This window comes from Pseudoalteromonas sp. Bsw20308, from assembly GCF_000310105.2.
GTDB classification, from domain to species: Bacteria; Pseudomonadota; Gammaproteobacteria; order Enterobacterales; family Alteromonadaceae; genus Pseudoalteromonas; species Pseudoalteromonas fuliginea.
This window is the reverse complement of record NZ_CP013138.1, coordinates 1,997,045-2,023,783: the sequence shown is the minus strand read 5'-3', so window position 1 is coordinate 2,023,783 and position 26,739 is coordinate 1,997,045. Positions and strand designations below refer to the sequence as shown.

At 39.3% G+C, this 26,739-nt stretch carries 24 protein-coding genes and 3 pseudogenes; 8 read left to right on the top strand and 19 right to left on the bottom strand.

Annotated elements, in window-relative coordinates; genetic code table 11:
- Positions 1 to 72: 72 nt before the first annotated feature.
- The 3 genes from D172_RS08690 to D172_RS08680 form a co-directional block, all read right to left on the bottom strand.
- The gene (locus D172_RS08690; protein WP_007377172.1) at positions 73 to 954 is read right to left on the bottom strand and encodes an alpha/beta hydrolase; all 882 of its coding nucleotides are present in this window, start codon (positions 952 to 954) and stop codon (positions 73 to 75) included.
- 30 nt (positions 955 to 984) lie between these two features.
- Positions 985 to 1,653 carry a MarC family protein gene (locus D172_RS08685; protein ID WP_050554132.1) on the bottom strand — a complete coding sequence of 223 codons (669 nt, stop codon included), beginning with the start codon at positions 1,651 to 1,653 and terminating at the stop codon, positions 985 to 987.
- Positions 1,654 to 2,029: 376 nt separating this feature from the next.
- Entirely contained in the window at positions 2,030 to 2,512 is a 483-nt protein-coding gene (locus D172_RS08680; RefSeq protein ID WP_007377174.1) for a GNAT family N-acetyltransferase, read from the bottom strand.
- 106 nt (positions 2,513 to 2,618) lie between these two features.
- On the opposite strand from D172_RS08680, the gene D172_RS08675 reads away from it, so the two are divergent.
- Positions 2,619 to 2,819, top strand: a complete 201-nt coding sequence (locus D172_RS08675; protein WP_002962626.1) for a hypothetical protein — start codon at positions 2,619 to 2,621, stop codon at positions 2,817 to 2,819.
- 57 nt (positions 2,820 to 2,876) lie between these two features.
- Here the strand turns inward: D172_RS08675 and D172_RS08670 are convergent, their stop codons facing one another.
- Positions 2,877 to 3,071 carry a CPXCG motif-containing cysteine-rich protein gene (locus D172_RS08670; protein WP_007377176.1) on the bottom strand — a complete coding sequence of 65 codons (195 nt, stop codon included), beginning with the start codon at positions 3,069 to 3,071 and terminating at the stop codon, positions 2,877 to 2,879.
- A 281-nt stretch (positions 3,072 to 3,352) separates the two neighbouring features.
- Between D172_RS08670 and msrA the strand changes: the two genes are divergently transcribed.
- Positions 3,353 to 3,952 carry a peptide-methionine (S)-S-oxide reductase MsrA gene (gene msrA, locus D172_RS08665; RefSeq protein WP_007377177.1) on the top strand — a complete coding sequence of 200 codons (600 nt, stop codon included), beginning with the start codon at positions 3,353 to 3,355 and terminating at the stop codon, positions 3,950 to 3,952.
- Between the two features lie 227 nt (positions 3,953 to 4,179).
- Positions 4,180 to 5,094 carry a 2OG-Fe(II) oxygenase family protein gene (locus D172_RS08660; protein ID WP_007377178.1) on the top strand — a complete coding sequence of 305 codons (915 nt, stop codon included), beginning with the start codon at positions 4,180 to 4,182 and terminating at the stop codon, positions 5,092 to 5,094.
- Between the two features lie 71 nt (positions 5,095 to 5,165).
- On the opposite strand, the gene D172_RS08655 is transcribed toward D172_RS08660, so the two are convergent.
- Genes D172_RS08655 through D172_RS08640 form a run of 4 tightly spaced genes read right to left on the bottom strand, consistent with a single transcriptional unit; the run spans position 5,166 to position 10,875 of the window.
- On the bottom strand, positions 5,166 to 7,277 hold the full coding sequence (locus D172_RS08655; RefSeq protein WP_007377179.1) for a TonB-dependent siderophore receptor: 2,112 nt from the start codon (positions 7,275 to 7,277) through the stop codon (positions 5,166 to 5,168).
- Positions 7,278 to 7,310: 33 nt separating this feature from the next.
- Positions 7,311 to 8,615 carry a DUF3526 domain-containing protein gene (locus D172_RS08650; RefSeq protein WP_007377180.1) on the bottom strand — a complete coding sequence of 435 codons (1,305 nt, stop codon included), beginning with the start codon at positions 8,613 to 8,615 and terminating at the stop codon, positions 7,311 to 7,313.
- Positions 8,612 to 10,060 (bottom strand): ABC transporter permease, encoded by a 1,449-nt coding sequence (locus D172_RS08645; RefSeq protein ID WP_007377181.1) that lies wholly within the window; start codon positions 10,058 to 10,060, stop codon positions 8,612 to 8,614. Before D172_RS08645 ends, D172_RS08650 begins: the two co-directional genes overlap by 4 nt.
- A complete protein-coding gene (locus tag D172_RS08640) occupies positions 10,060 to 10,875 on the bottom strand; it encodes an ABC transporter ATP-binding protein (RefSeq protein WP_007377182.1) in 816 nt (271 codons plus the stop codon). Before D172_RS08640 ends, D172_RS08645 begins: the two co-directional genes overlap by 1 nt.
- A gap of 306 nt (positions 10,876 to 11,181) precedes the next feature.
- Between D172_RS08640 and D172_RS08635 the strand changes: the two genes are divergently transcribed.
- Both D172_RS08635 and D172_RS08630 read left to right on the top strand, forming a co-directional pair.
- Entirely contained in the window at positions 11,182 to 11,883 is a 702-nt protein-coding gene (locus tag D172_RS08635) for a metal-dependent hydrolase (protein WP_007377183.1), read from the top strand.
- Positions 11,884 to 12,182: 299 nt separating this feature from the next.
- Positions 12,183 to 12,785: a hypothetical protein gene (locus tag D172_RS08630; RefSeq protein ID WP_007377184.1), complete on the top strand. Its 603-nt coding sequence runs from the start codon at positions 12,183 to 12,185 to the stop codon at positions 12,783 to 12,785.
- Positions 12,786 to 13,023: 238 nt separating this feature from the next.
- Here D172_RS08630 and D172_RS08625 read toward each other — a convergent pair whose 3' ends face one another.
- Together D172_RS08625 and D172_RS08620 are read right to left on the bottom strand one after the other, a co-directional pair.
- Positions 13,024 to 13,650: a hypothetical protein gene (locus D172_RS08625; RefSeq protein ID WP_007377185.1), complete on the bottom strand. Its 627-nt coding sequence runs from the start codon at positions 13,648 to 13,650 to the stop codon at positions 13,024 to 13,026.
- A 380-nt stretch (positions 13,651 to 14,030) separates the two neighbouring features.
- The gene (locus tag D172_RS08620; protein ID WP_007377186.1) at positions 14,031 to 15,005 is read right to left on the bottom strand and encodes a transposase; all 975 of its coding nucleotides are present in this window, start codon (positions 15,003 to 15,005) and stop codon (positions 14,031 to 14,033) included.
- 212 nt (positions 15,006 to 15,217) lie between these two features.
- On the opposite strand from D172_RS08620, the pseudogene D172_RS21910 reads away from it, so the two are divergent.
- A pseudogene (locus tag D172_RS21910) lies at positions 15,218 to 16,182 on the top strand (IS30 family transposase).
- A 40-nt stretch (positions 16,183 to 16,222) separates the two neighbouring features.
- Here D172_RS21910 and D172_RS08610 read toward each other — a convergent pair.
- Positions 16,223 to 16,393: pseudogene (locus D172_RS08610) on the bottom strand (cold shock domain-containing protein); the annotation flags it as partial.
- A gap of 273 nt (positions 16,394 to 16,666) precedes the next feature.
- Entirely contained in the window at positions 16,667 to 17,539 is an 873-nt protein-coding gene (locus D172_RS08605; RefSeq protein WP_007379101.1) for a hypothetical protein, read from the bottom strand.
- A gap of 416 nt (positions 17,540 to 17,955) precedes the next feature.
- Here D172_RS08605 and D172_RS08600 point away from each other — a divergent pair.
- Positions 17,956 to 18,569: pseudogene (locus tag D172_RS08600) on the top strand (trimeric intracellular cation channel family protein).
- Positions 18,570 to 18,626: 57 nt separating this feature from the next.
- Here D172_RS08600 and D172_RS08595 read toward each other — a convergent pair.
- Together D172_RS08595 and D172_RS08585 are read right to left on the bottom strand one after the other, a co-directional pair.
- A protein-coding gene (locus tag D172_RS08595) for an IS3 family transposase (RefSeq protein WP_420713785.1) occupies positions 18,627 to 19,795 on the bottom strand; the annotation gives its coding sequence in 2 pieces (ribosomal slippage) (positions 18,627 to 19,549 and positions 19,549 to 19,795; 1,170 coding nt in all).
- A gap of 127 nt (positions 19,796 to 19,922) precedes the next feature.
- Positions 19,923 to 20,435: a DUF421 domain-containing protein gene (locus tag D172_RS08585; RefSeq protein ID WP_007375795.1), complete on the bottom strand. Its 513-nt coding sequence runs from the start codon at positions 20,433 to 20,435 to the stop codon at positions 19,923 to 19,925.
- A 185-nt stretch (positions 20,436 to 20,620) separates the two neighbouring features.
- Here D172_RS08585 and gloA point away from each other — a divergent pair, with 185 nt between their 5' ends.
- Positions 20,621 to 21,148, top strand: a complete 528-nt coding sequence (gloA, locus tag D172_RS08580) for a lactoylglutathione lyase (RefSeq protein WP_007375794.1) — start codon at positions 20,621 to 20,623, stop codon at positions 21,146 to 21,148.
- An 85-nt stretch (positions 21,149 to 21,233) separates the two neighbouring features.
- On the opposite strand, the gene htpX is transcribed toward gloA, so the two are convergent.
- The 5 genes from htpX to D172_RS08555 all read right to left on the bottom strand — a co-directional run bounded on the left by htpX (position 21,234) and on the right by D172_RS08555 (position 26,738).
- A complete protein-coding gene (gene htpX / locus D172_RS08575) occupies positions 21,234 to 22,097 on the bottom strand; it encodes a protease HtpX (protein ID WP_007375793.1) in 864 nt (287 codons plus the stop codon).
- A 212-nt stretch (positions 22,098 to 22,309) separates the two neighbouring features.
- Positions 22,310 to 23,881 (bottom strand): FAD-dependent oxidoreductase, encoded by a 1,572-nt coding sequence (locus D172_RS08570; RefSeq protein WP_007375792.1) that lies wholly within the window; start codon positions 23,879 to 23,881, stop codon positions 22,310 to 22,312.
- 121 nt (positions 23,882 to 24,002) lie between these two features.
- On the bottom strand, positions 24,003 to 24,686 hold the full coding sequence (gene bioD, locus D172_RS08565; protein WP_007375791.1) for a dethiobiotin synthase: 684 nt from the start codon (positions 24,684 to 24,686) through the stop codon (positions 24,003 to 24,005).
- Positions 24,687 to 24,714: 28 nt separating this feature from the next.
- Positions 24,715 to 25,590: a methyltransferase domain-containing protein gene (locus D172_RS08560; protein WP_007375790.1), complete on the bottom strand. Its 876-nt coding sequence runs from the start codon at positions 25,588 to 25,590 to the stop codon at positions 24,715 to 24,717.
- Positions 25,587 to 26,738, bottom strand: a complete 1,152-nt coding sequence (locus D172_RS08555) for an aminotransferase class I/II-fold pyridoxal phosphate-dependent enzyme (protein WP_007375789.1) — start codon at positions 26,736 to 26,738, stop codon at positions 25,587 to 25,589. The genes D172_RS08560 and D172_RS08555 overlap by 4 nt, the downstream gene beginning before the upstream one ends.
- Between the last annotated feature and the right edge of the window lies 1 nt (position 26,739).

Here is a 26,739-nt window from a genome sequence, read left to right as displayed (position 1 = left end):
ATTAAGCATTCTAAATACACAGAACAGCGTTAACTGTATATGCATACAGTTAACGTTTTAAATCAATCTAACCTACTTTTTAATAAACGTACTATAACCAGCTAATGCCTTAGCCACACTAATTGATGGATTATCTGAATGCTCAGCACCTTTGTTTATAGCACTTTGCCACACAAGGTTATTGTTAGGGTTGGCTGTTAAAACGGTCTCTAAATTACTAAACGCTTTTAACATTAACGGATGCTCTGCCCCACCCACCGAAAGATATAAATAAGTAGACGATTTAACTTTGTTATCTTGAGCACTTAAAAACGCTTCTAAATTATTAACTACGGTCATATCGTCATACCAAGCCGCTGGGCTAAAAGCAAAATAGCCATTAAACAATTCAGGCTTTGTATGCAGTGTATAAAGCACAAAGCTACCACCTGCCGAAAAACCACTTAATACACGGTTATTACTAAGCTTATATTTTGCTGATAAATAAGGGAGTAACTCAGTTTCAATAAACGCTAAAAACTTGTCGGCTTCACCATTTGGTTCAATAAGTGTTTCATGCTCTGGACGCGCTTGTGTATTTACATCTTGGCGAGCATAAGGGGGCACTAAATCGCGATTACGTGTATCTGTAAAAAACAAATTAGGAATAGACACCAATATAGCCTTATCCCCTTTTTCGCTCTTAGTTTGTTTTGTAAGTGCTTTATCCCATGTATCTAAATTAAAGTTACCATCGGTTTTAATAATTAACGGATACGCTTTTTTAGGATTGTAATTAGCGGGCAATCTTATAAACACTTTGCGCGACTCATTAAGCACGCTTGAGTTAATTGTTACATCTGTATAGGCCGATACATAATGGTTATAATAACGTATAGCTAAAATACCAATAGCAAAAATGACTACGGCTAAACTTAAATTAATAAAAGAGTGTTTTGTTATTTTTATTGCCATGCGGCATTCCTTTCAATGTTTAGGAGTTATTTAATCGAGCTTAACCCATTGTTTTATTTCAAGCGCGGTCATAATAAGCTCAACCGAAAACGCGGCTAAAATCATGCCCATCACTCGCGTTAAAATAGACGCGCCGCCAGTACCAATTAGCTTAATAATTTTACCCGAAAGCAGCAACAGTATTAATGTAATACCCAACACACCAAGTGTAACAAGCGCTGTGCCTATTTGAGTAGTAATTGGGTGTATGTGGTTATCGGTAAGTAGTATTACCGCCAAAATAGCGCCAGGAGTCGCCGTTGCAGGTATAGCAAGCGGAAACACGGCTATATCGTGATCGGGATCTTGTTTGGCTTTGTTAGAATCGTTTCCAAAAATCATTTGCAGGCCAAACAAAAACAATATAATTCCGCCTCCTAACTGAAACGACACCAACCTAATTCCCATCGCATTAAGTATTAGTTGCCCTATTAAAATAGAACCCAATAATACGCCCCCGGCATAAAGCACCGTTTTAAATGCAGTTTTACGGCGTTGTTGATCAGTTAAATGAGAAGTAAGCGCAGCAAACAGCGCCATAGTGCCTATTGGGTCAATGGTCGCCCAAATTACAAGCGCATCTTGAGAGAGTTTATCTAGGGCGTGTTGACCTTTCGTGGGTGAATTTGCAGCAGTATGTTTGGTTTTTAGGCAAGGCAGAGCCTATGTAGTGTGGTTATTCCCCATGAATAGGCGATAACGCCGTATAAATACCAAACATGCGCTGCCCTTTGGGTTCAATCTAGGGACGATCAACTCTTTGTTGCTCGGTTTTTACTTAGCCCACTAGGTTACAAACCTCGCGCCGCGATTTAATCGTCCCTAGATTGAACAAATTTCAATCCACAAAGATCAACACGCCCTAGCATATAAAATCCTTGTTAAGCGTAAATGTTTAATAAAACACGGGTAACAAATTCATTTGCTTACGCTTAACTATAATAGAAAGCCGTTATTTTTTGTATTTTATTTATACTTGGAGGCGTTGACCTTTCAGGATTGAAAAAAGATAAGCACTTATAATTGCCGTCTTGAGTTAAAGTGATTTATGCCAAATAGAATTTTCTCTTAAGCTAAAACCTAACTTAATAAGTAAATTATGGGAACGTGCATTATGTGCACTCACCTCAGCCGACAAATGTTTAAGCGCAATATCCTTAACTAGGGTTTCAATAAAACCGCTCACTACTTCAAACATTATGCCTTTATCCCAAAAGTCGGGGTGCAGCTCAAACCCTATAAAGGCACTACTTTTACACGGCGTTAAATTATAAAGCCCACAAGTACCCATTAACTTCCCTGATGTATTATGTTCAATTGCGACTCTAATCACTTCGCCTTCGTAGTAGGCACTAATATCATCTTGTATTAATTGTTTGATTTGTGTTTTGCTAAGCGGTGTTTCGTAGTCGTTAAATTCTGACACATCCGGGTGGTTTAAAATATTAAATAAACACGCAGCGTGTTTGTGGGTAATTAAACGCAGCGTAACGCGTTCAAGCTTTGTGGTATTAAACATTTTATTTAAGTGGTTAGTTAAATTAGCTCTTTATGGGCACGCATTATTAACTTACCATACCCCATTAACAAGCATTATCTTTAAAGCAAAAAGAGTGGATAACGTAATGAGTGACGATTTTAAAGTAATACAACCCACTACCACAGTATATTGCCCAAAGCGCGGCGAAGGCTGGACCTTAACAGGCATTACTAATATTAACGAGTTTACCTCAGTAATGTTTGACGGCACACGCTATACACTGCCAGCACGCGAAATAGTAGAAGAACTTCTTCCTAACCAGTTAGCGCGTGAGCAAAATAGCTAAACAAACATATACACAGTAAAAAGGCTGCAATTTGCAGCCTACTATCTAATTAACGAGTTAAAACGTATCGTCTTCGCTATAAACATTAACGTTTAGCTCGTCATCATTTTCAAATACCACAAACGAAATAGGCTTACAGCATACTTGGCAGTCTTCTATGTATTGCTCATCAATATCTGCAGCATCAAGTAAAACTTCAATACTTTCTCCACAATAAGGGCAGCTTATTGAAGTTTCTGTTAACTGGTTCATTTATCACCTGCTAATTTATATCACGAATGTTGTCACTTTAATGAACACGTAAACATAATTCAACACCCCATTAAATAACGCATACTTGGCTAACCCAATTAAACCATGCTACTAACTTAAATAGTGATCTTGTTGCTAGCCTTATCCCTATAAAACTTGTCAAAGCACAATATTTTTCACCATAGATAAGTTGGCCAGCCCTCTACAATGAAATTGTATTAGCACTTAGCGGGTCTAACTTTATAAGTATTTATAAACTCACAGTACAGATGGATAATTTTATGAAAAAATCACTCGCATTAGCATTAACATCTGCCGTTATTTTGTTTAGTACATTTACTCATGCAGCTAAAACCGAAAAAGCCGTTCTAGCTGGAGGTTGTTTTTGGTGTATGGAAAGTGATTTTGAAAAGCTAGAAGGTGTAACCGATGTAATTTCGGGGTTTACTGGCGGTAAACTTAAAAACCCGACATACAATGGTAATCATAAAGGCCATTACGAGGCCGTAGAAATTACTTACGATCCGGCCATAGTAAGCTATCAAGGTATACTTGATCATTACTGGGTAAATATTGATCCTTTTGATGCAAGAGGCCAATTTTGCGATAAAGGCCCTAGTTACTTAAGCGCTATATTTGTACAAAACGACGAACAACGTAAATTAGCTGAAAAAACAAAAGCAGCTGTTGTAGCCGAGTTTCCTAATCAAACTGTGGTTACACCTATACTAAACGCAAGTACCTTTTACCCTATTAAAGGTAGGGAAAGCTTTCATCAAGATTATTACAAAAACAACCCAATCAGATACAACACTTATCGTTGGCGTTGTGGTCGCGACAGCCGCCTAGAAGAAATTTGGGGCGACAGAGCAACTCACTAGTATTTATTAAGCAACTTAAATTACACCAACAAAAGGCTGCATATTGTGCAGCCTTTTACTTATCTACAAAACTAGCTTTCTCTGTTTCAAATAAGTATACAAACCTTCATTATCAATAAATAGTATATTCTGTTTCCCAAAGCAGGCTGTTTATCTACTAAATCAAATGCAATAAATTGCACTCCTAGATTGATATAAACAAAATTAAACAACTGGAGTGACACAAAATGTTTGCCAACCAATTACAGCTAGCGCGTGCTCTAGAATTACCAACACGACAAGCCATGCTTTACCGTGAACAATCAGTACAACACTTTTGGAATAGCAACACCGACCTAATTACAAACGCGTGGATCGAATGGGAAACAACATCAATAGATAGCTCAACGTTTACGCTTGACGACACACTACTTGATAAAAACCTACGTGAAGCAGTAAAACAAGCATGGGACGATCCATCAAAAGAGCTGGCCGTAAAAGCGTTATTACACGAAGTTGCGCCTGATGTGTTTCAATTTCAATTTTTTGATCCTGAGCGCCTAGCAGTATTACGCGGATATTTAGAACAAGTATGGAATTCGCAAATTCCTATGCGCCCGCCATACGGCATAGTGTTAAATCGCCGTGGTGCCATGCTTGATAGCCGATCAGAAGGTTATTTAGCCGCGCCAAGCTTTCAGGCATTTTATAACGAAATACTAAACACTTATATGCGCCCTATTTCGCGCTTATTGTTTCCTGAAATAATTGGCTACGATACACAAACATTTGGCTTTTCTATTTATTACGACCCAAGTACAGATGCGTCAATTCGCCCACATACCGACGCATCAGCTGTAACGCTTAACATTAACTTAAATTTACCAAGTGAAGAGTTTACAGGGTCAGAAGTTGACTTTTATCACCCGTACACAGGTGACATTAAATCACTTACGTTTAAGCCAGGTACTGCCATGTTACATCGTGGCAATATTGCACACGCAGCTAAACCTATTACCAGTGGTGAGCGAACTAACTTTGTATTGTGGCTGTATGGAAAGCGCGGTCGATTACCAGCACAAGGGGCACCACGGATTCCTATTGATGCTAAACAGCGCTGGATTAACCCTAAAAAAACTAACGATGGGTATGCACCGTTTTAATCGAGTTTTTAACTAAGTAAAAGGCTACTTAATTTAAGCAGCCTTTTTGTTAATATCGTTTTAGTTTACGTTTAAAATTTATACGTTGCAGATAGCCTTACACTTCTGGGGGTGCCCGGTTGAACCCACGCATCAGCAAATGAGTTAGTGTAATAGGTTTCATCAAACAGGTTATCTACCTCTGCACGCAAGCCAATTGCTTTGGTTACATCAACATTTATAAATGTACGTGCTGTTGAATAGCTTGGTAGCTCAAAATCGGTACCAAAAAAGCCGTTTCGAGAGTCTACATAAACTAAACCTGCGCCAAACTTAATTGCTTTGCCATATAACTCGGCTGATTTAACAAGCTGTAAACTAAGTTGATGCTTAGGAATATTTAATAAAGAACTACCCGCTTCAACGGTATAGCCAAAGTTAGCATCAAAAAATGAGTTTTCAATAGTTGCATCAACATACGCATACGATAGCCATAGGCTTACATCATCCGTTAGCTCACCGTTTATATCAATTTCTATGCCTTTGCTTTTTGCTTCGCCGATTGCGGCAAAAGTAAAGGCAGTAGGATCGTCAACCACCAGCATGTTGTCTTGTTCCACTTTAAACATCGCAATGGTGCCAAATAAAGCGCCATCGTTTAAAGTAAATTTAACCCCCAACTCTGTTGAAGTAGATTGATTTGGTTCAAACCCATCGCCATTTGTATCAGTGCCCGATAAAGGCCTAAAGTTTTCGCCATAAGCAGCATAAACAGATACAAACTCGCTCGCCTCATACACAACACCCAACTGGGGGCTAACACGTGACTCATTTTGTTTTGATTGCGTATCAGCTAAACGATTATTGAGTGTTTGTTCGTAATCATCAAAACGTACACCAACGCGAATATCAAGCTTATCGGTTAGGCTTATTTGGTCTTGTATAAATACACCTAACGACTCTTGAACTTCTAACTTATCGGTATTGGCCGTCGGCGTAGGTAACTCATACGCCCCATATACAGGATTAAAAACATTTATATACTGATCGCCACGAACACGAAGAACAAATTGATCATTTTCGAACTTATCAGAATCAACACCTACTATTAAGCGGTGTTCTAATCCTGCAACCTCTAAATTACCCGTCACTTCTGCTCTAAACACCTGATATTTTGCATCGTAATCACGGAAACGTCTAAAGCGATTTACCTCTGCATCAACTACACCCGCAAAACCGGTTTCGGTAGCAAACCCTTCAAGCGACGTATCACGGTAGTTAGCGCCCAGTAATACGCTCCAATTATCATTAAAGTCATGAATAAACTCCAATTGATGACCCAGTACGTCAGCCTCTATTGGACCATCACCTGGCTCACCTAAAAAGCGACTTTCAGGAATAAGCCCAAGCTCGCCATCTATTGCTAATACGCCTCTATCAAAAGGAACTTCTTGGTCGCTGTATTCAAGCTCATATATTAATTGGCTGTTGTCATTAATGTTCCATGTAATTGAAGGGCTAAAGCCCTTTTTTGTTGTTTCTATCGTATCTCGAAAACTTTTGGCATCTTCATAAAAACCAACCAGCCTAATTGCTACGTCGTCATTAAGGGGGGTTGTGTAATCTACATCAGCGCGGTAGGTATCAAAGCTTCCTACGCTTAGCTTTAGCTCGCCGCTCGTATCAAACGTTGGGCGTTTAGTTACTAAGTTTACCGTACCGCCAGGTTCACCACGGCCAAATAAAGCAGCACGTGGACCTTTTAACACCTCAACCGATTCAATACCCGACAAATCACGTGAGCCACCAAAGCCACGCCCGGCATTAAACCCATTAACAAGGTAGTTACTTGGTAAGTTTTCATCGCCGACAAAGCCACGTAGCGCAAAGCTATTCCAAAGTCCGCCAAAGTTATTTTGACGCGCTACCGACGCCGATAAATCAAGCGCTTGATTTAAATTTATCGCACCCGCGTTTTCAAGTGCTTCTAAATCTATTTTTAATTCTGACTGCGGCGTTTCTAAAGGGCTAAAATTTCCTTGATAAGCTTGGCGTGTTCCAGTAACAGCAAGCCTTTCAATAACACTCATATTTACACTATCAACTTGCTCACTTTTATCAGCTGCTATTACCTGACTGCTAAATAAACTCACTAAACATGTGCTTAAATAAGTAAGTTTCAGCCCTTTTTTATTAGTATTCATTATAAACCTTGTTAATTAGTTGACTCATAAATTTTATTTTAACTGAACGCCTATGACCTCAGGCTCATCCTTTTCATTCAGTATTGTTTTACTAAAACTAGGCATGTTGTTAAGCGCAGCTTTAGTGGGCTCACCTTTAATAAATAACCAAGGGTAGTAAAATTCCCTTAGGCATTTATGAAACCCTCGTATTTGATGCTCGTATCTAAATGCCGCTATTGCATCTGTTTTGGCTTTTCGCGTTAAGCTGCGTTGTAACAATAATGCAGGCGAAAACCACGATACCATTCCAGCTAACTGATACTTTTTGCGTGCTGCATCGCGGTACGCATGCGAAAGTTCAGCCGCTTTTTCATCCCCTACTTGTTGAAAGGCGTAATACCATTTCCACTCAAACTCGCTTTGCATATCAACATGATCTTTCCACTGTGGATTTGACGCTACAAAAGCATCCATTGTAATTTGTTTTGGTAAGTCCCATGCATCGTTAACCGCCTCTCGCTGGGTAAGTACAATTTCGCCACCTTTAGGTGAATGCACTATTTTGTTAATCGCTAAATCACCTAAAATAGGAATAATAAAAGCAACTAGCACCCATATACCTATTAAAGCGGAGGCAACACGCGGCGCACTACTTGCTTGCTTGCCCATCCAAATACAAAGTGCAGCCCAAAAAACTAGATAGGCAACACACATAGTTGTTATCAATAAAACATCATAAATTGAACTACCAGCTACATAAGCGCCACCATAGAATGGCAACATTAAACACACGAGTAATAAAATAAACCTCACCAATATGCGTGCGCCCCATAAAGCAAAGTAAGAGCTCGACGTTGTGACTAATAAATCGTAACGACCACTGGTACGTTCGTTGGCAAATAAATCATGGAACAGCAAAATCACTATCAGCGGTGCCAAAGCACTTAACACAAACGCAAAATCAATTTTACCTGCTTGGGCAAGCTCAGGGTTTTGCGCATCGCTTTCGTAAATTTGTCCCTCCAGAGCGAGTAAGTTTACGCGGTGTTTCCATGGGTAAATATCGCGTTCACCCAAAGCAGCAAACGCTAAATTTGAAGGCGCTGAATACGTTAAATGAAAAGTATAATAAGCCAACATACCTGCATCAGTTTGCTGCGTTTGCACATTTAATCGTTCGGTTAGATCAGCTGATTTTAAACGTTCAATAGTTTCGCGTTGCTGACTTACTTCACTCAACCCACTGATAACGGCAAAGGCAGACACAGCAAATGTACAAAGTAAAAGCACCACTAAATATTTTTGACGAAGTAAAAAGCCAAATTCTCGCTTGAGGTGTAAAAATAAATAGCTCATAACAAACGTTTCCCTACAAACTTAATACCGCCGGCCAACACTGCAATCCACAGTAATAGCTGTAAAAATGCAGATGTACTTCGCTGGGCTCGCACCAACGCACTATCGCTATGAAAGGTAAAGTTTTGCAGTATTTTCCAATTATCAGCGCTAACACGTGCTTTTTTAGTGGCTGCGGCATCAGCATTGCGGTTCATGTCGTCTTGGTAATCAAGTTCTTCAATATGAACTTTGTTAAGCCCTTGCACAAAATCAAAACGTAGCTGCTCGGTTTCGCGTAAAAAGCGATGATGCGTTTCTATACTTGTACCAACCACAATCATAGAGAGCGAGCGAATCGCTACCATTGGCGAAACCCAACCAAAATAACGCGATACCTGCGTTTGCTTAAGCTCAGCTTGCATACGTTGCTGGGCAAATTGATTAAGTACTTCAGTTTGCTTAGCCTCTGATTCGCTTGCCACTAACCCTCTAAAGTTTACCGGCAGCTCGTCAATGCTATTTACATTGTACTTTTTAAGAAGTGATTGTTTAAATTGCTCAAAGGCAGGGTCGTTAGTGTTATGGCCATCGCCTAGCTTTCTAAGCTCGGCTTTTACAGCAAAATCTGTTTCTATTTTACCGGCAGATGGCACAACTGTAGCTGCTGTCGTACTCGCTACGCGTGGCATAACAATACACAGTAAAATCCATACAAAGGCAAGTGCGGTAAAACTGCCACTGTTTTTACTAAACACACTAGAGGCCAGTAAAATAAGTAATACCCACACAGTTAAATATAAAGCGTAGCCAACAACAAAACTTACAACTGCCAGTAAGCTTTCACCTGTACCAAGTGTGAATAAAGCCGATACCGTAAGCGGAGTCAAAATTAAACCCACAACAGAAAGTAGCGCTAATCCTTTACCTGCAATTAGCGTTACACCCGATGTACCTTGCGATAACAAATACGAAAGCGTTTGCGATTCGCGCTCTCGGCTAATACCGCTGTAACCAATTAAAATCAGTAATAACGGCGCTAATGTTTGCACTATAAAGGCAGGCGTTAAACTGCCTAATTTAGTTAATGCAGTCCCTTGGCGACTATCTGCAAACATTGCGCTATTTTGTCTGTGCCCTTCTAAAAATATAGAGTTGCCTGTGTAAGCGTCAATACCGGGGTCGAGCGTACTAAGCGGCGCAGGCGTTCTAAACGCATAATGCCCGTAATGCACCATTCGGTGAGGATGTCGGTCGGGTTGATCAACAAAGCTTTTATCGCTTGTTGTTTGTAATTCATGGCGAGCATGGCTAAGTTCTAGCATGGTAATTGCGGTAACCACTACCGACGAAAGCGTTAGCAATAAACCAATAGCCAGCACAGTCATTGCTAGTTTTGAGCGTAGCCAATAGCGCCATTCATCTTTGGCAACTATAACCACTTTTGAAAAGTTATTTATGCTCATTACGCGCCTCTTTGCGCAAAGGCTGCGTGAACTTGTTCGGTATCAATGCGGCCGTTTTCGGGTGCATCGAATTCGCCCACCAGCTCACCTGCTCTTAGTAAACCAATTCGGTTTGCTACTTGGCATGCGCCATATACATCGTGTGTAACCATTAAAATAGTGGCACCCGTTAATGCAAGCTCACGTACTAGCTGGTTAAACTCATCAATAGCAACAGGATCAAGGCCCGATGTAGGCTCATCAAGTAAAAATATCGGTGCTTCACGCAGTATCGCAAGTGCAATCGCTGTTTTTTGCCTCATGCCTTTTGAATAAGTTTGCATGTTGCGATCCCATGCATCTTGTTGCAATGCAACACGATTAAAAGCCACGTTAATTTGCTCAAACGATTTTGTAATATCAGCGAGTGATAAAAAATATTCAACATTTTCACGAGCAGTTAAATGGGGATATAACGTAGCCGACTCTGGCAAATACGCGGTTTTACCTCGTACAAAATCAAGCGCTTTACTCACCTCTTTACCCACGACTTTTACAGAGCCTTTAGTAGGCTTATTAAAACCCAATAACGTTTTTAAGGTGCTAGATTTACCCGCACCATTTCCTCCTAGTAGCGCATAAACCTCACCTGCCGCCACGCTGAAACTTAAGTTTTTTAAAATGATGTTGTTTTTAATGCTAAAACTTAACGAGTCTACTTCAATAACTGCTTCGTTTTTAGTGGCTTGGGTCGTATTTGATGCTTCATTACGTGTTTGTTCCACACGCTGAGGTTCTATTGGTGATGTTTGATTAATTGCTGTTGATGTTGTCACATTCAAACTCTATTAAGGGGAAATTAGAATACCGTGAATGTTATACCATATCAAACAACAGTTGCAACACTATAACATATTAATAATTAACAATAGATACATCGTGCTGGGTTTAATTAACGAAAAGTTGTTCTATCCAAAATTACCATTTAGTGGAACAACTAAGCACGATAAAGAATAAAAATTGTAAAAAGCAGCAACTAATCAAAGTGATAAAACATATTTAAAGACCAATCTATAAAGAATAGTGAACAATAAACTTTTCAATTGTTAGAATGCCCACCTATTTTATTATCAAGAGATACAATGGCAAATTTCAATACTCATCTTAATACTGCCGTAATCATCACAGGCTTATGCTCTGCCACCTTATTATCTGCAGGCCATATTGATTTAAAGGGCGCACTCTGGTTATGGTTTTTAGGCTCAATTGGCGGCTTATTACCCGACATAGATTCAGATAACTCCACGTCACTCGATACTATTTTTAACTTATTTGCACTCAGCGCTGTATTACTGGTACTGCATTACATAACCACCAAGCTCATTATTGAAATTAGCTTTGTTGAGTTAATCGTAGTGCCCTTATTGGTTTACGGATTTATGAAATACATTATTAGACCTATTTTTGAATGGATCACAGTACACAGAGGTAGTTGCCACTCTTTACTATTTATACTGTTATGCGCGCTATTAACAACTCAAGTAACATGGAAACTGAATGATCAATCAACCACACAAGCAGCTGTCTTTGCCTGGTTAACGGGTGGGTTTATTTTACTTGGCGGGTTAATTCATTTATTACTGGATGAAATTTACAGTGTGGATTTAAGTAATGTCACCATTAAACGCTCTTTTGGAACCGCTTTAAAAATAGCTGACTTTGATAATAAACTAATTACGCTAGCTTCAGTTATTGCCATTGCAGGTTTAATCTATGTTGCCCCTCCCACAGAACAAACTATTACTGCGTTAAGTGACTGGTCTCATTTTAGGCTTTTATCTTAACGCCATAAGTAATAAGCCGTTTAACCATATACTCAAAATGTGTGCCCTCTTGGTAATTAAATGTTGATTTACTAAGAGGGTATGAGGCACTGCGCTTTTAGACCACACATTGCTTGAATTAAAACGATTTTGCCAATTAAATTTAGATTCAAAAAGTCATAGCTTTAGGCTATTTTTTATTAATTAATACTTTTATAGGTTTACGTGAAATAATTAACTCGTTTTACCTGTCTTTTACCCAAGTATGAGAGCTATTACAGCTTTTAAAAGCATTAAATATAAAATTATAAGAGGTCCAAATGGAATTTACGAATAAACGCACCATCCTAATTACAGCATCTTTATTGTTGGTGTTAGCGATATCACAGGCTATTTTTTCTGCCCTTTACAGTGCTCAAATTAGCTTTTCAAGACAGTTCGCTTGGGGGCTAGAAGCACTCGTTTTTACTTTACTTGTTGCCTTTGCGGGTTCTGCCATGGTGCAAGCAAAAAATTCTCAGCTGGGATGGTCAGCTATCGCGTTTAGCGCAGTACTTAACATAGTTCAGGTAAGCATTGGCCTAACTTTGTTTTCTACATTTGGAAAAGTTGCGGGTACCGTAGAAGGCGCACAACCTTTAATTGGTGGCGTGGTTTCTTTGTCTTTCATGATTTACTACGCAGCCAAAGTATTATTGGGATTAGCAGCACTTGTTTTTGGACTGTCTTTTATTGCTAAAGGTGGCAAAGCGATTGGAGGCCTTACAGCCTTAGCTGGCGGAGTTGCAATGTTAGCCAATGGTATTTTAATAACCTTTGGCCGTGATGGATTTCTCCCATCAGGTGTTGCTGGCGCTTCGGGCATGATTGCAACGTTACTTTTGGCAATCTGTTTAATAAGCCTTTACCGTAAACAAGACTAAGGCTAATACCTTATTAGTAAGGTAGTTACTTAAATAAGTTATAAACATCGGCGTGTATTAGAGTGCTAATTCGCCGATGTTTTACGTTTAATGTGACAGCCATCTTATTTTTTAAGACTAATTCACAAAGTGGGTATGAGGCGCTGCGCTTTTAGAGGGGATAATAGCTTGAATCAAAACCTTTAAACCAGTTTATGCTTTGATGTATAAAGTAAAGATTTGACAGCAATTACTTTTGTTAGCTTTTGTTTGATAATAAACTAACACCATTTGCAATATGAGTAAAAGCCGAATGAGACAATGTAAATATTTGTTCGGCATATTGCGGGGTGATAGTACATGCGATGCTAGCAGCAACACTATAAGCAGTTTGTTTCCAAGCTGTTTTAGTGCCCCCATCTAGTTTTTTATTCAATAGTTGAAACGCCGCCTTAATGTAATCCAACTCTTCTTTATGAAGACCGGCTAATTCTGTCAGCTGTTTTTCTACATAATCTAACTTTTGCTTTAGTTCAACTATTTCAACTTGTTCAAATTTTCCTTCTCCATCATCAACTCCTGAAACAGTAGAATCAAGCATATCAACATATGCAAAATGTGATATGGGAGTTCTATATACTTGGATTTGAGATCTCCTCAAGCTATCTTCAATTTTTAATAATTTCAATTCATAAGAATAATCAAAAATAACTACGCTTCTGTGACCTTTTTTTAGCACTACATCTAAGGAATCAAATCCATCATGACTTGCAATGATAATTGCGGTTCCTGATTCATAACTAAGCTCAAGATTGAGGGTTAACTCCCCATCAAAAAACTCTTTGTAATCACCAAAATTAATAAATTCTTTTTCTTTATTTTCCAACTTGGACTCCAATACAATAAATAAGAAAGTTAACGCTTTGCCAAGGGTAAAATGCGAACGTTGTTGGGCGAAGCCCAGAACTGGACTAAACTAGACAGCGGACTAAACTAGACCGGACTAAACTAGACAGCCACTTTAATTGAAAAAACAAAACTATGCCAAAGACCGGACTAAACTAGACAGCCACTTTAATTGAAAAAACAAAACTATGCCAAAAAATTCGCTCTTCAGGTTAAGAATTTATCTTTTATAACTGGGTCACTTTATTTCATCCGTTAAATAAGTCATTAGCCCTATTAAACCTAAATTACACGCATGAAAATAACTGCATAATGCAGTTGTGATTTATTACTGAATAGTTTTACTGAGTAGCTTAAGCTTTATGCAAGTAGCTTTTCGCAATTGCTAATATTTGATCGCCGTTTACGCTTTAAATTTTCACAGTAACTTGCTTGTGAGGCTGGCCTGCCTACTGCGCCATGAAATACGCGCGTAAATTGGGTTGTAAGCTTTAACCAGTTTTCTGGGGATATATTTAACCTTTCAAGCAAAGGAAGGTTCATATTATCAATATACCCGCGTTTATCCTCTCGTATTATTCGTCCTGTTAATTCAACAAGCTCAAGGTACGATTTAAGCTCAAACGGCAGCCCTTTTGGCATTGTTTGACGAGGCTTGCCTGCAAAGCGCAGTAGTGGTTTTGGTTGCTTACCTTCTTTTGCGTGTGTTATGCGTTGCTTGATGCTGGTATGGTTTGACTCTTCGGGCGTTTCTGCCATTTTTGCTCTAATTGGGTTTAAATCAACATAGGCCATACAGGCAGCAAGGGCTGCTTCATCTAATAATGCTTGAGACGTAAAGCGCCCCTCCCAAAAGCGGCCTGTGCAATTATCTTCTTTATTTGCTCTGCGGGCAATGTCTTCATTTAATAATCGCATAAACCAGCTGATACTGGATAGGCGCTCGCGGTAGTCATTTACTGTTTGATTGAAAAAGATGAGTTCGGCTTTACTTAGCTTTTCACCCTGTATGTATTTTTGCGTAAGTACAATACCTTTACAGAGCTTATGCCAGCGAATGATAATCGCTTTATCGTTTAATCGATTCGCTTTTTTATCATCAACATACAGTACTAAGTGGGTGTGATTACTCATAACAGCGTAAGCACATACATCAATACAAAATACCTTCGCTAATTCAAGCAGCTTATCTTCAACCCAGCCTCGTCGATGCTCGTAAGATTGACCAGTAAAACGGTCTTCTCCACATAAAAATGCACGACGAACACAGCGTGAAATACAGTGATAGTATTTTGTATCAACCAAACTTACTTGACGCTTTCTTGCAATTGCCATAAGACACCCTGCTCGTTTTTTGCACTAACTAAAACGTAGTCCTAAATTTTGAAAAGAGCAAAATTTAGGATGGGTGTCATTGTTAATCTTTGGTTTTACCCGAATTCATTTTGCAAGTGCACCACTGACCATAACCCACCAATAAATATGACATTCTGAAGTATTTGCTAATGTAGTAAGTGCGACCAAACTCATTATCGAGGGAATTCAGAATGTCTTATGAACATCTTAACAGTTTCGAACGAAAAGCTATCTACTATCGATTCAACAGTGGCGAAAGCTGCCGATCCATTGGTAAACTATTAAATCGACACCATACAACTATCATGCGTGAAGTTAAGCGAAATAAGCCACCCTACTATGATTATTTCGATGAGGCAGCGCACGAAAAAGCGATGGCAAGAAGGAAGGTCTCTAGGCATGCAAGAAAAAGAAACAATAAGGCACTGTACGAGCTTGTGCTGAGTAAGATAGCAATGGGATGGTCTCCAGATGCTATAGCAGGTCGGCTTAAGAAGGATAACCCGTCAGATGAATTAATGCATGTCAGTCATGAAACAATCTATCAATGGGTGATTAAGGATTTTAAAGCAGGTGGAGAGCTATACAAAGACTTAGCTAAGAGGCATAAAAAAAGACGTAAACAACGTAAATATGGCGATTTACGTGGGCAAATTAAGAATAGAGTAAGTATTAGCGAACGACCAAAAATAGTCGAAGACAGAAGCCGAATAGGTGACTGGGAAGGTGACTTAATTGAAGGCAAAAAGGGCTCTGGTTTTTTGTAACCCATGTTGACCGTAGCTCTCGATATTTAATTGCGCAAAAAATAGAGACTAAGCAAGCTGAGTCATTCAATACGGCTACAGTAGAGATGTTTAAAGAGATTCCAGAGCATAAACAGTTAACTCTGACCTTGGATAATGGAAAAGAATTTTCGAAATTTAAAGCTTTGGAAGAAGAACTAGATTTTATTATTTACTTTGCTGATCCTTATTGTTCGTGGCAACGAGGAACAAATGAACATACAAACGGTCTGATCAGGCGTTATTTCCCAAAGAAAACTGATTTTTCAACTATAACTAATGAACAACTCCAAGAGGTTGTAATGAAAATTAATACTCGCCCAAGGAAAATACTAAATTATCAGACAGCTGAAGAAGTCTTTATTAATTAGTGATTTAAGGTTTGGTGCACTTGGAACCTGAATTCGGGTTACCGTCGGGCTGCGTAGCAACTTCAAAGTAAATAGTGTCGCCAACTTTTGGCTTGCGGCTCATGTGTTTGAGCGCTGATATGTGTATAAAGGTGTCGTGTTCTAGGGTGTCTGATTTAATAAAACCAAAACCTTTGTCGGTTTTCCACGACTTTAACAATCCTTTGTTCATTTATCCACCTGTTCTGCTTAAGCTGCGATTTACGTAAATTCCATTTAGTTAACACTTGTTATTATATGTTCCAGAATTAAAACCATGCAACTAAATATTCATGTTACGTTAATTTAAGCACTCAAAAAAAGCAGCTTAATACTTAAGCTCGTATGTTAAATGTCTAACTATTTTGCTATGGAAAAAATTATATAATTTTATGCATTACTAGAATTTAAAAAGAGGCCAAGAGCTAGAGCTTTTGGCTTCTTTTCGGTTAAGACTGGATATAGATTAATTTTTGTTACATCTTGGGCAAGGAGGAATAACGGTACCGTCTCTTACAAAGGTATTACCTAGGTTTAGACTTGCTACGTAATTACCATCGTATACTGTAGCTTGAACAGAGTAGAGGCCAGCACCTGCATGAGGTAAAATAGATATCTGCTTTATTGAAGACAATTCGCTTACATTTATGGATTTGCTGGTAGTTGTGTTGAAGTTATCGCTAGTTATATTGACTTGAACTCTTACCAATTTGTTCTGATTTTTTGCTGCTTCTGAGTATTTATCCACTTTATAGTTTGTATTAACGACTATTTGGCCATTACTAGCATTATATGAGGTATCTCCTGAAATTATTTGAGGGGGCTTTTGAACCCACACACTTTCAGCTGAGCACATCCCGTTAGCTCTATTAACCCACACTAACCCAGCTCCGTATGATTTACTAAAGCTCATATTTCTGTATGCATTTGCTTCAATACTAGATTTGTCAGTTCCTACATATCCAAATTCTGAATTGTTGAACCTGATATTAGCGAATGTATCAAACAAATTAGCTTTAACTCTGAAACTTTGGTTTTGAAGTACAAACTTAGGGCTTTCAATTCTCACATAATCGTAAGAATCAATAATCTCTTTTAAGCTTTCAACTAATTGTTTCCAAGAATTTAATTCTGCTTGATCATAATTTCTATCGTTATCATTATAAATATCATAACCAGCTTCCACGCCATTACCAATATCATCAGATGTTAATTCGAAGCTTTCAGCTCTACCATAGGTACAATTGTCGGGTAAATCAAAGACCCCTGCATTAGAAGATACGCTATATAATGATGAAAGTATAAATATAGAGGGTAGTAATTTTTTCTTACTTAACATAAGTAATTCCGTTTATAATTAATACAAAGAGACTTATAAAATACACGAAACGGGAACGAACGAAACAAATAATTAACAAATACCTTGTAACAAAATATTTCTAAAAGTTTAAGCGATAATCTATTTAGATGTAACAATTATTAAGAACGTCCACTTTTGCACAAGCCTTTCCTCCTTATGAATTAACTTAAACATGCTATGCATCGAAATTTAAAATTGCGGCCAAATGTCCTTTAATTCATGTCAACCATTGCGCGTCCAACCATTAGCATAATAGCTTGTTTACACTCGGTTTTTTTATTAGTTATTTCTATCTGAATGAAGCTTTTCTAATGTGATTTTTCATTCGTTATTTGCTTAATTTATCTATACAATCCACTCCTTATTTTTACGTACAGATTTTAAGTTATTATCTCATGCTACTAACCTTTGTTTATATTATTGGTATTACCGCAGAAGCCATGACCGGTGCACTTAGCACTTAGCGCTGGGCGAATGAAAATGGATTGGTTTGGCGTAGTGCTAGTAGCCAGTGCGACCGCAATTGGTGGTAGCAGCGTACGAGATATATTACTAGGCAATTACCCGCTTACATGGGTACAACACCCTGAGTATCTATTAATTACATGTATTGCCGGTATTGTCACTACGTGGCTGGCTAAATGGGTGGTTAAATTTAAAGGCATATTTATGCGCCTAGACGCGCTGGGTTTAGCTGCCTTTAGTATTATTGGCTGCCAAGTGGGTCTAAATATGGGATTACATTACGGTATTTGTGTAGTGGCCGCCGTTGTTACTGGCGTATTTGGTGGGTTACTGCGCAATTTAATATGTCGCCAAACACCGTTAGTATTACACAATGAGCTATATGCAAGCGTATCTTTAATTGTAGCGTGCTTATACCTAGCATTGCACCATTACAATATTGACGACAACATAAGCATTATTGTGAGCTTGGTTGCAGGTTACTTAATACGTACGCTTTAAATGGCGCTTACCTACCTTTAGTTTATTAGAACCCGCTAAGTAACTTAAATAAATTAAATGAGACAGGCTTGACGTGGTCAACTAAATTCAGTCACCCTAGTTAAGAAACCATATCTAATGTTTCGATTCGTTCTTCAAAGTCATTTGGGCTTTGATAATTTAAGTACGAATGTAAGCGACGACTGTTGTACCACATACAGATGTAATTCATTACATCCTGTTGAGCCTCATAACGCGTTGGGTAGTTTTTCCAATGCACGCGCTCTTGCTTCAAACTACCGAAGAAGCTTTCTGCAACAGCATTATCCCAGCAACAGCCTTTCTTACTCATGCTACCAATGAAGTCATTTGACTTGAGCAATTTACGATATTGGTGGCTTGCATATTGAACCCCTTGATCTGAATGGATAATTAACCCTGTTTTGGGCTGGCGTTGCCACATCGCCATAGTCAGTGCGTCACAGACAAGCTGCGCTTTCATTCGTGAGCCCATGCTCCAACCAACGACTTTGCGCGAATATAAATCAATCACTACCGCCAGATACAACCAACCTTCTGCAGTCCAAACATAAGTGATATCTTGTACCCAGGCTTGATCAGCTGCTTCAACGTTGAAGTTTTGCTCAAGTACATTGGGATAAATAGGCTTATTATGCTCACTATTCGTTGTCACTTTGTATCTCTTTTTATAACGCACCCAGACATTTGCCTCTTTCATTAGCTGTGCTGTTTTGTAACGACTCACCGGAAAACCGAGTGCATTTAAGACTTTCTGAATACGCCTTTCACCGTAAGTATTATCACTGAAGTGCGCTATGTCCTTGACACAATCAATCATTTCTTGATGTGTTGGATCCTCTGATTTAGTTGAGAATCGCTTTTGATAACTATAGTAATTGTTACTTTTTACACCCAGTATTCGGCACATTGTCGCCACAGGCCAGGTCTTCTTGTATTGGGTTATGAACGAATATTTCACTTCGTTTCTTTGGCAAAGAAGACCGTCGCTTTTTTTAATATTTCACGCTCCATTTCTAGGCGTTTCACTTGCGCTTTTAGCTCTCTGATCTCTTCTTGCTCAGGGGTTAAATTACCGTTCCCTCTAAAAGCATGCCCATTATCATTTTCAGCTTCTTTTATCCAGCGACCAAGCATGTTGGGATTTACCCCTAAATTTCTAGAGGCTTCTGCTTGTGAGTAGTTTTGCTCAACAACTAATGCGATAGCATCAAGTTTAAATTCTTTGGAATACTTTTTACGTTTTGTCATTATCGATCTCCAGTTAAGTTGATTATCTCTTAACTGGGGTAGTCGAATCCATTAAACCACGTCAGCTTGAATCTGCTAGGCAATCACACCTGTCTCCCCTTTTATTACTCTTTAATGCTCTCTATCACTATTTAATACTCACTACATCGCTTAACGCGGTTTTAGAGCCACGGTTACTGTGAGCCATTACACTAAAACTGCCGTCTGTTTCGAGCACTACGGCGGCTACATCTTCAATGGCTAATATGCCTGCACCACGAATAGCAGCGCGAATTTCTGATTTAGTTACCCGCTGCGATTTAAGTGCAGCAGTGCAGTATTCACCATCACTCATTAAAAACGTGGGCTCTGCTTTTATAAGCGCTGCAAATTTTGACGAGCGCACACTAAGCCACGTAATAATATATTGCAGCCCTATTAACACAACAAACGCCAATATGCCCTCAGCTAACGGAACACTTTTTGAAATAATAACAGACGCCAATATAGAGCCCAGCGCAATGGTGACTATAAAGTCGAACACGTTCCACTTTGAAAGCGTACGTTTACCCGATATACGTAGCCAAAACACCAGTGCAATATAACCCAGTACACCTATTGTAAGTACACGTAATAACCCCTGAATATCATCGTAAAACATAGTGGCTCCTTGTATTTAAAATTACTTATAGCGTTTAGTTAAACCGTACACGCATACAAATTAAAGCTATATGAATAAAAGGGTAAGTAATGAGTTAAAGCAGTTTAAATTTAACTTATGGTTGATTATGATAGCTTAAGCATTATATCTCTATTTTCGCTTCTTAATTTATACAAAGGATTACCATGTCTAGCTATAACGAATCTCCAGAGCAAATTGAACAAGCCACTAAAGGCTATGTGATGCAGCAAACTATGTTGCGTATTAAAGATCCCAAACCGTCGCTCGAATTTTATCAAAATGTATTAGGTATGAAGCTGTTAGGTAAGTATGACTTTCCTGAAATGAAGTTTACATTGTACTTTTTAGGCTACGAGCCAGAGCAGCCAGAAGGTGATGATAAAACCAAAGCTAAATGGGTATTTGGTCGCCCTGCACTCATTGAGCTTACCCATAACTGGGGCACAGAAAACGACGACAGCTTTGAGGGATACCACAGCGGTAACCAAGAACCTAAAGGCTTTGGCCATATTGGTATTAGCGTACCGGATGTTTACGAAGCCTGTGAGCGCTTTGCAAAATACGATGTTGAGTTTGTAAAAAAACCAGATGATGGCTCAATGAAAGGCTTAGCATTTATTAAAGACCCTGACGGCTACTGGATTGAAATACTATCTGCCGAAGGTATTACTGAAATTATTCTTTCTCAGTAATTATTATTTCTCGATACAAAAATATTACACATAAAAAAGCCTGCTAATGCAGGCTTAGGGTTATGTAGTAAGTAACATTTAAACGTTACTTACGTAGTGCGTCTATTCGCGCATCAAGCGGTGGGTGCGATGAAAACAATTCAGCAACACCTTTGCCACTTGCAATACCAAAGGCCATCATTGAGCCTTCTAATTGCGAAGGATGGTTTTGCTTTAATCGCTCAAGGGCTGATCGCATTTTATCAGCACCAACTAGTTTTGCTGCGCCGCTGTCGGCTGCAAATTCACGTTTACGGCTGTAACTTGCAACCACTATGCTTGCTAGCACGCCAAATAATACTTGGAATAACATATCGAATAAGAAGTATGTCCAGCTACTGCCGCCCTCTTCTTCATCGCTATTAATAAAGTTATCTACAATGCCTGCCAGTACTTTTGCGGCAAATATTACAAAGGTATTTACCACGCCTTGTATTAGCGTAAGCGTTACCATGTCGCCGTTAGCCACGTGCGATACTTCGTGGGCAAGTACGGCTTCGGCCTGATCTTTGGTCATGTTGTGCATTAAGCCTGTGCTTACTGCCACTAACGAGTTGTTTTTACTTGGGCCCGTTGCAAATGCGTTCATTTCTGGGCTGTCGTAAATAGCCACTTCTGGCATTTTAATGCCTGCTTTTTTTGCTTGCGCAGATACCGTTTGTACAAGCCAATGTTCGGTTTCGTTTCGAGGCTGCGTAATCACATGCGCACCTGTTGATTTTTTAGCGATCCATTTCGACATAAATAACGAAATAAACGATCCACCAAAACCAAATACTGTGGCTATAAGTAAAATTCCGCCAAGGCTACGATGGCTTAAGCCCAGCGCACTCATTATTATTGAAAGCACTACACCTAATACCAACATAACCGCTAGGTTAGTTAATAAAAACAAAAATATACGTTTCATATTGTCCTCACAAAAATAGGTTTGATCACCGAACATAAAATTAAATTAGGTTAAAGCAATCACTGCGCCATGACACACTATGTCATAACGTTAGCGCTATTCTGTGACAAACTATGTCATAACACAAGTGTTATTTATGTGTTTATTGATAATTTTTTTAAGAAGGGTTTTACATCAAATTTAAGACTAAAGTTTCTTTATTGATCAGCTTATTACAAGCTGTTATTAAGCTCTGCCATATCAATCGGAAAACCACGCTCGTGTGCCAATATGCGTGCAACTTCGTCAATTTTTTCGCTGCTATTATGTTTAAGGTACGACCATTGGTGGGTACTGCGGTGATGATTTACAGCAGGATCGCTACTTATTATTCCCAATTTTATAAACTCACCCACTATTTGATCTGCCGCTATTAACGTTGACGATGCTTTAACATTTTCGGCCCGTGCGTAGCTAATATGCGAATATAAGCTTACATCGGCTACGCGCAAGGTGTCGTCATCACCCGGGATTTGTTGTCCGCCATACAGGGCATTATTTTGTGTGCTAGCAGTTTTAAACGCAGGGACAAACTCGGCTACATAATCAATTGCTGTTTGGGTACGTGTTTGCAATGCTGCTTCATCCCAGCCATCTTTAATATAGTGCAGGTACTTATTGGGAAGTTTAGGTTGTGGGCTCATTGGCGTTGCATCAGCTAACCCATCATTAAACAATGTAATGTTGTTAGTCATGCCATGTATTTGAAAATACCCGTTAGGGTAAGGCGTTAGCTGCGCCATACCTTCTGGCGTACCACGGTTACCATAAATAATTATTTCGGGTATTTGCCCACCAGCACCTTGCCAATGAGTAATGTAAGAGGCTTTAAATTCAACCATGCGTTTTACATCTACCCCAACCAGGTCGTCAATAATACCGGTTTGAAAACCACACGCATTAATTAGGTAATCTACCTCAATGGTTTGTGAATCGGCTTGTGTATCAGGTTGTTCATCAAGGCTTGGCTCTGATTGGTATTCAATGTGCCATTTAAGTGTTTGCTTATCATTATTGGTATTTATAACTGGCGATACGTTTTTAACACTGGTGCTTGTTAAAACATGAGCGTGTTTGTACTGTGCAAGGGCGAGTTGTGCACTGGCCGATAAACGAAATATATTCCAGCCATATTCTTGTGCAACAATAAGCGGAAACTTTAGCTTATCTAAATCTAAATGCTTAGCAACGGGTATCATCCACTCATCTAACGACGTGGGCTTGGCTACTTGTTTTTGCTTAGCAAGCTTTAGCATTTGCTCATAACTATATAACTGATAATAATGCTCTGGCTCGCCTAACACTTTGTTAGCGCTGTCTTGCTGTACAAGCTCGCTGTAGGCTTTTACTAATTTATTTAAACGCGGAAATAAATCTTCCGGTGAGTCGTCATCGCGCTTAGGCACTGCAAATACTGTGGGGCGAACATCTATGGTGTGAGGGTAAAGGCGAGCAATATCTATACATTGCTTGAGTAAATCTATGCAGTCTTCGTCGGGTATTTCACGATATAAGTTGCCACCTGCATGCAAATGGCACATTGGAGGGCCATCAATTAACGACTTTTTCTTTTCAAGCACATAAGTTTCTAACCCTAACGCAGCAAGTCTAATGGCTATTGTGGCGCCAGCTGTGCCTCCACCTATTATACCTACGCGTTTTTTAGGTAAGCCATAGTTTAGTGCTTTTGGCTCAGCGCTTACGTGCGCATCTGGGGCGTAGTTTTCAATAAATGGGTGCGTCATATAGTCGTTATGTCCTTAGTAACATTGTCTTTAAGCAAGCTATGTATTTATAAATGTTTATATGTGTACTAAGGCTGACTATTTCAAGATTTACCTAAAAAAGTAACTTTTTTAAAACCACTTAAGTGTTTATAGATAACGCACTAAGCAAGCTTTTGTATATTTGTAACTTAGGAGTTTGCTCGCTGTATGGGCTTATGGCAAGTATTGGAAACGGTAAACGTGCTTTAAGTGAATCAAAGTTTGCTTGGTATTCGTCCATATTTTTATCTACTTGGTTTGCAATCCAGCCAACGCAGTTTATACCCATACTTTGCATATGCGCAGCAGTTAGTAATGCATGATTTAAGCAACCTAGCTTCATGCCAACAACGAGTATTACTGGCATTTGCTCTGCTTTAACCCAGTCGTATAAATACTCCGTATTGTTAATAGGTAACGCCCAACCACCAGCACCTTCGGTAAGGATAATGTCAGCGCCCTGTTGTTTTACGTTTTTATAAGCATCACTTAGTTTATCTACAGTAATACTAATCCCAACTTGCTCAGCGGCTATGTGCGGTGCAATAGGGGGTGCAAACGCAAACGGATTTACTACGTCGTATTTAGCGCTCACTGTTGCGCTTTCCATTAGTATGAGAGCATCGGCATTTACCAGCTGATCGAACGCCATTTCGCAGCCAGCAGCAAGGGGTTTAAAGCCAATGGCTTGTTTTTTGTGTTGGGCAAGTAACTTTAATAGCAAACTGGTAACGTGGGTTTTTCCGGCATCGGTGTCGGTGCCTGTTATAAAAAATTCTTTCATGCGTTGCCTTTAATGTCTTTGGGCTTATTTAGTGTTTTTGTAATGATAACAGCACCACATGATAAGACACACATGCTTTGTTATTTATAAGCGGATACGCACTGCATACTTTTTGTAGCGCCGATTTGGTAAGTAATCCTTGGCGCGTATTGGTATGATTTTGTGTCGTTGCACCAATAGCCTTAATAGAGGCAATAGCTTTTAAAGGTGTTGTGTATTCATCGGTGTAAATACGCTTTTTAGCGCTGTTAATAGTAAAGCCTGCCTTTTGGACTGATTGGTTTATATGCTGTTCACTATTAAAAGTATTTATATGGCTGTTAGAATCAAGCGCTGCAAAGGCTGTTTTTATTTCGTTAAGTGAGCCCTCTACCACAGTGCTTATGTACGCCTGCCCGCCTGGTTTTAATATGCTGTAAAGTGATTGCATTAAAGCCGAAAAATTAGCAGACCACTGCACTGCAAAATTACTGTAAATTACATCAACACTGTTTGCTTGCAGCGGCAAGTTATCCATATCGGCGCATATTTTTGATGTAGTTAAATCACTACTTTGTAGCATGTTTAAGCTCAAATCCATTGCAATAACGCTTGCAAATACGCTTTGTAATGTGTGTGTATTAACAAGCGGGCCTGCGCCTAAATCAACACAAAGCTTATTTTTATTAATGCCTGGTTTTATGAGTGAAAATAGATCGCTCGCAGCATGTTTTTGTACATTTGCATGGGTGTTATAACGCGCTGCCGCCTTTGAAAATTTACTTTGGGTGGACTTTTTAAGCTCCTTGTTTAGCTCCTTGCTTAAATCCTTGTTTAACTCTATATCCAATTCGCTACTTACTAGGCACGGTTTTACAAGTTGTGTTTGCACTAGGTCTGTTTTTAATACTGGCTGAGCAGTCATGCTATTGCACCTACTAAATGCTTAACTAAGTGCGTTATATCTTGCTCCGTATGAGCGGCAGTAAGTGTAATGCGCAAACGTGAGGTGTTATGTGCCACCGTAGGCGGACGGATAGCGGTAAGCCAAATACCCTGTTGTTTAAGTTTATCTGCTGCTTGCAACGTTTGCTCAGCACAGCCTAATACAATGGGCTCTATGGCTGTGTTTGATTTCATTACTGCAATATTATGGGTTTTAGCGAGTTGCTTAAATAATGCAATATTGGCATTTAGCTTATCGCGTTTATCATCAGCTGTTTTTATGCTTTTAATACGCGCAAGTGTGTGGCTTGCCACAAGCGGCGACATAGCAGTTGAATACGTGTAATCGCGATTAAATTGCAGCATGTAATCAATAAACTGTTTACTGCCCAATACACACGCGCCACTACTAGCCACTGCTTTACCAAAGGTAATGACTAATATATCTGGCAGTGTTTGGGTAATAAACGCTTCGCAACTCCCCAAACCTGTTTTACCTAATGCACCAAAGCCGTGTGCGTCGTCAATCATTAGCCATGCGTTGTGCTGTTTTGCAAGTGCGAGTAATTCTTTAAGAGGCGCGGTATCGCCATCCATCGAAAACACACCTTCGCTTATAATTAGCTTGTTTTGCGCTTTTGATTTTTCGAGCCGTGAACGTAAGTGATTCATGTCGTTGTGATTAAAACGCACTAATGCCGCGTTTGAGTGCATAGCCCCGTCAATCAAACTTGCATGATTTAACTTATCTTGAAAAATAGCGCTGTTTTGTGCAGCCGCTTTATCTTGAAACAGCGCTTTAATTACGCTGCTATTAGCGCTAAACCCTGAGTTAAATAGCATTGCTGCGCCATAACCAAATTGCTCACATAAGTATTGTTCAAGCGCTTTTTGCTGAGCCTGATAACCCGTAACCAATGCTGAGCTGTGACTCCCTAATGCGTGGGAGTCATTAAGGTTAACAGCCACATCACCAAAACCTAAGTAATCGTTACTGGCAAAATTAAGATAGGTTTTATTATTAACCGTTATGGTGCGCGCTGTTGCATGTTGTACTACGTGGCGTTTACGAAGTAACGCATCTTGCTGGCGAGCCTGCAGATGCGTATTTATAAAATCAAAAGGCATT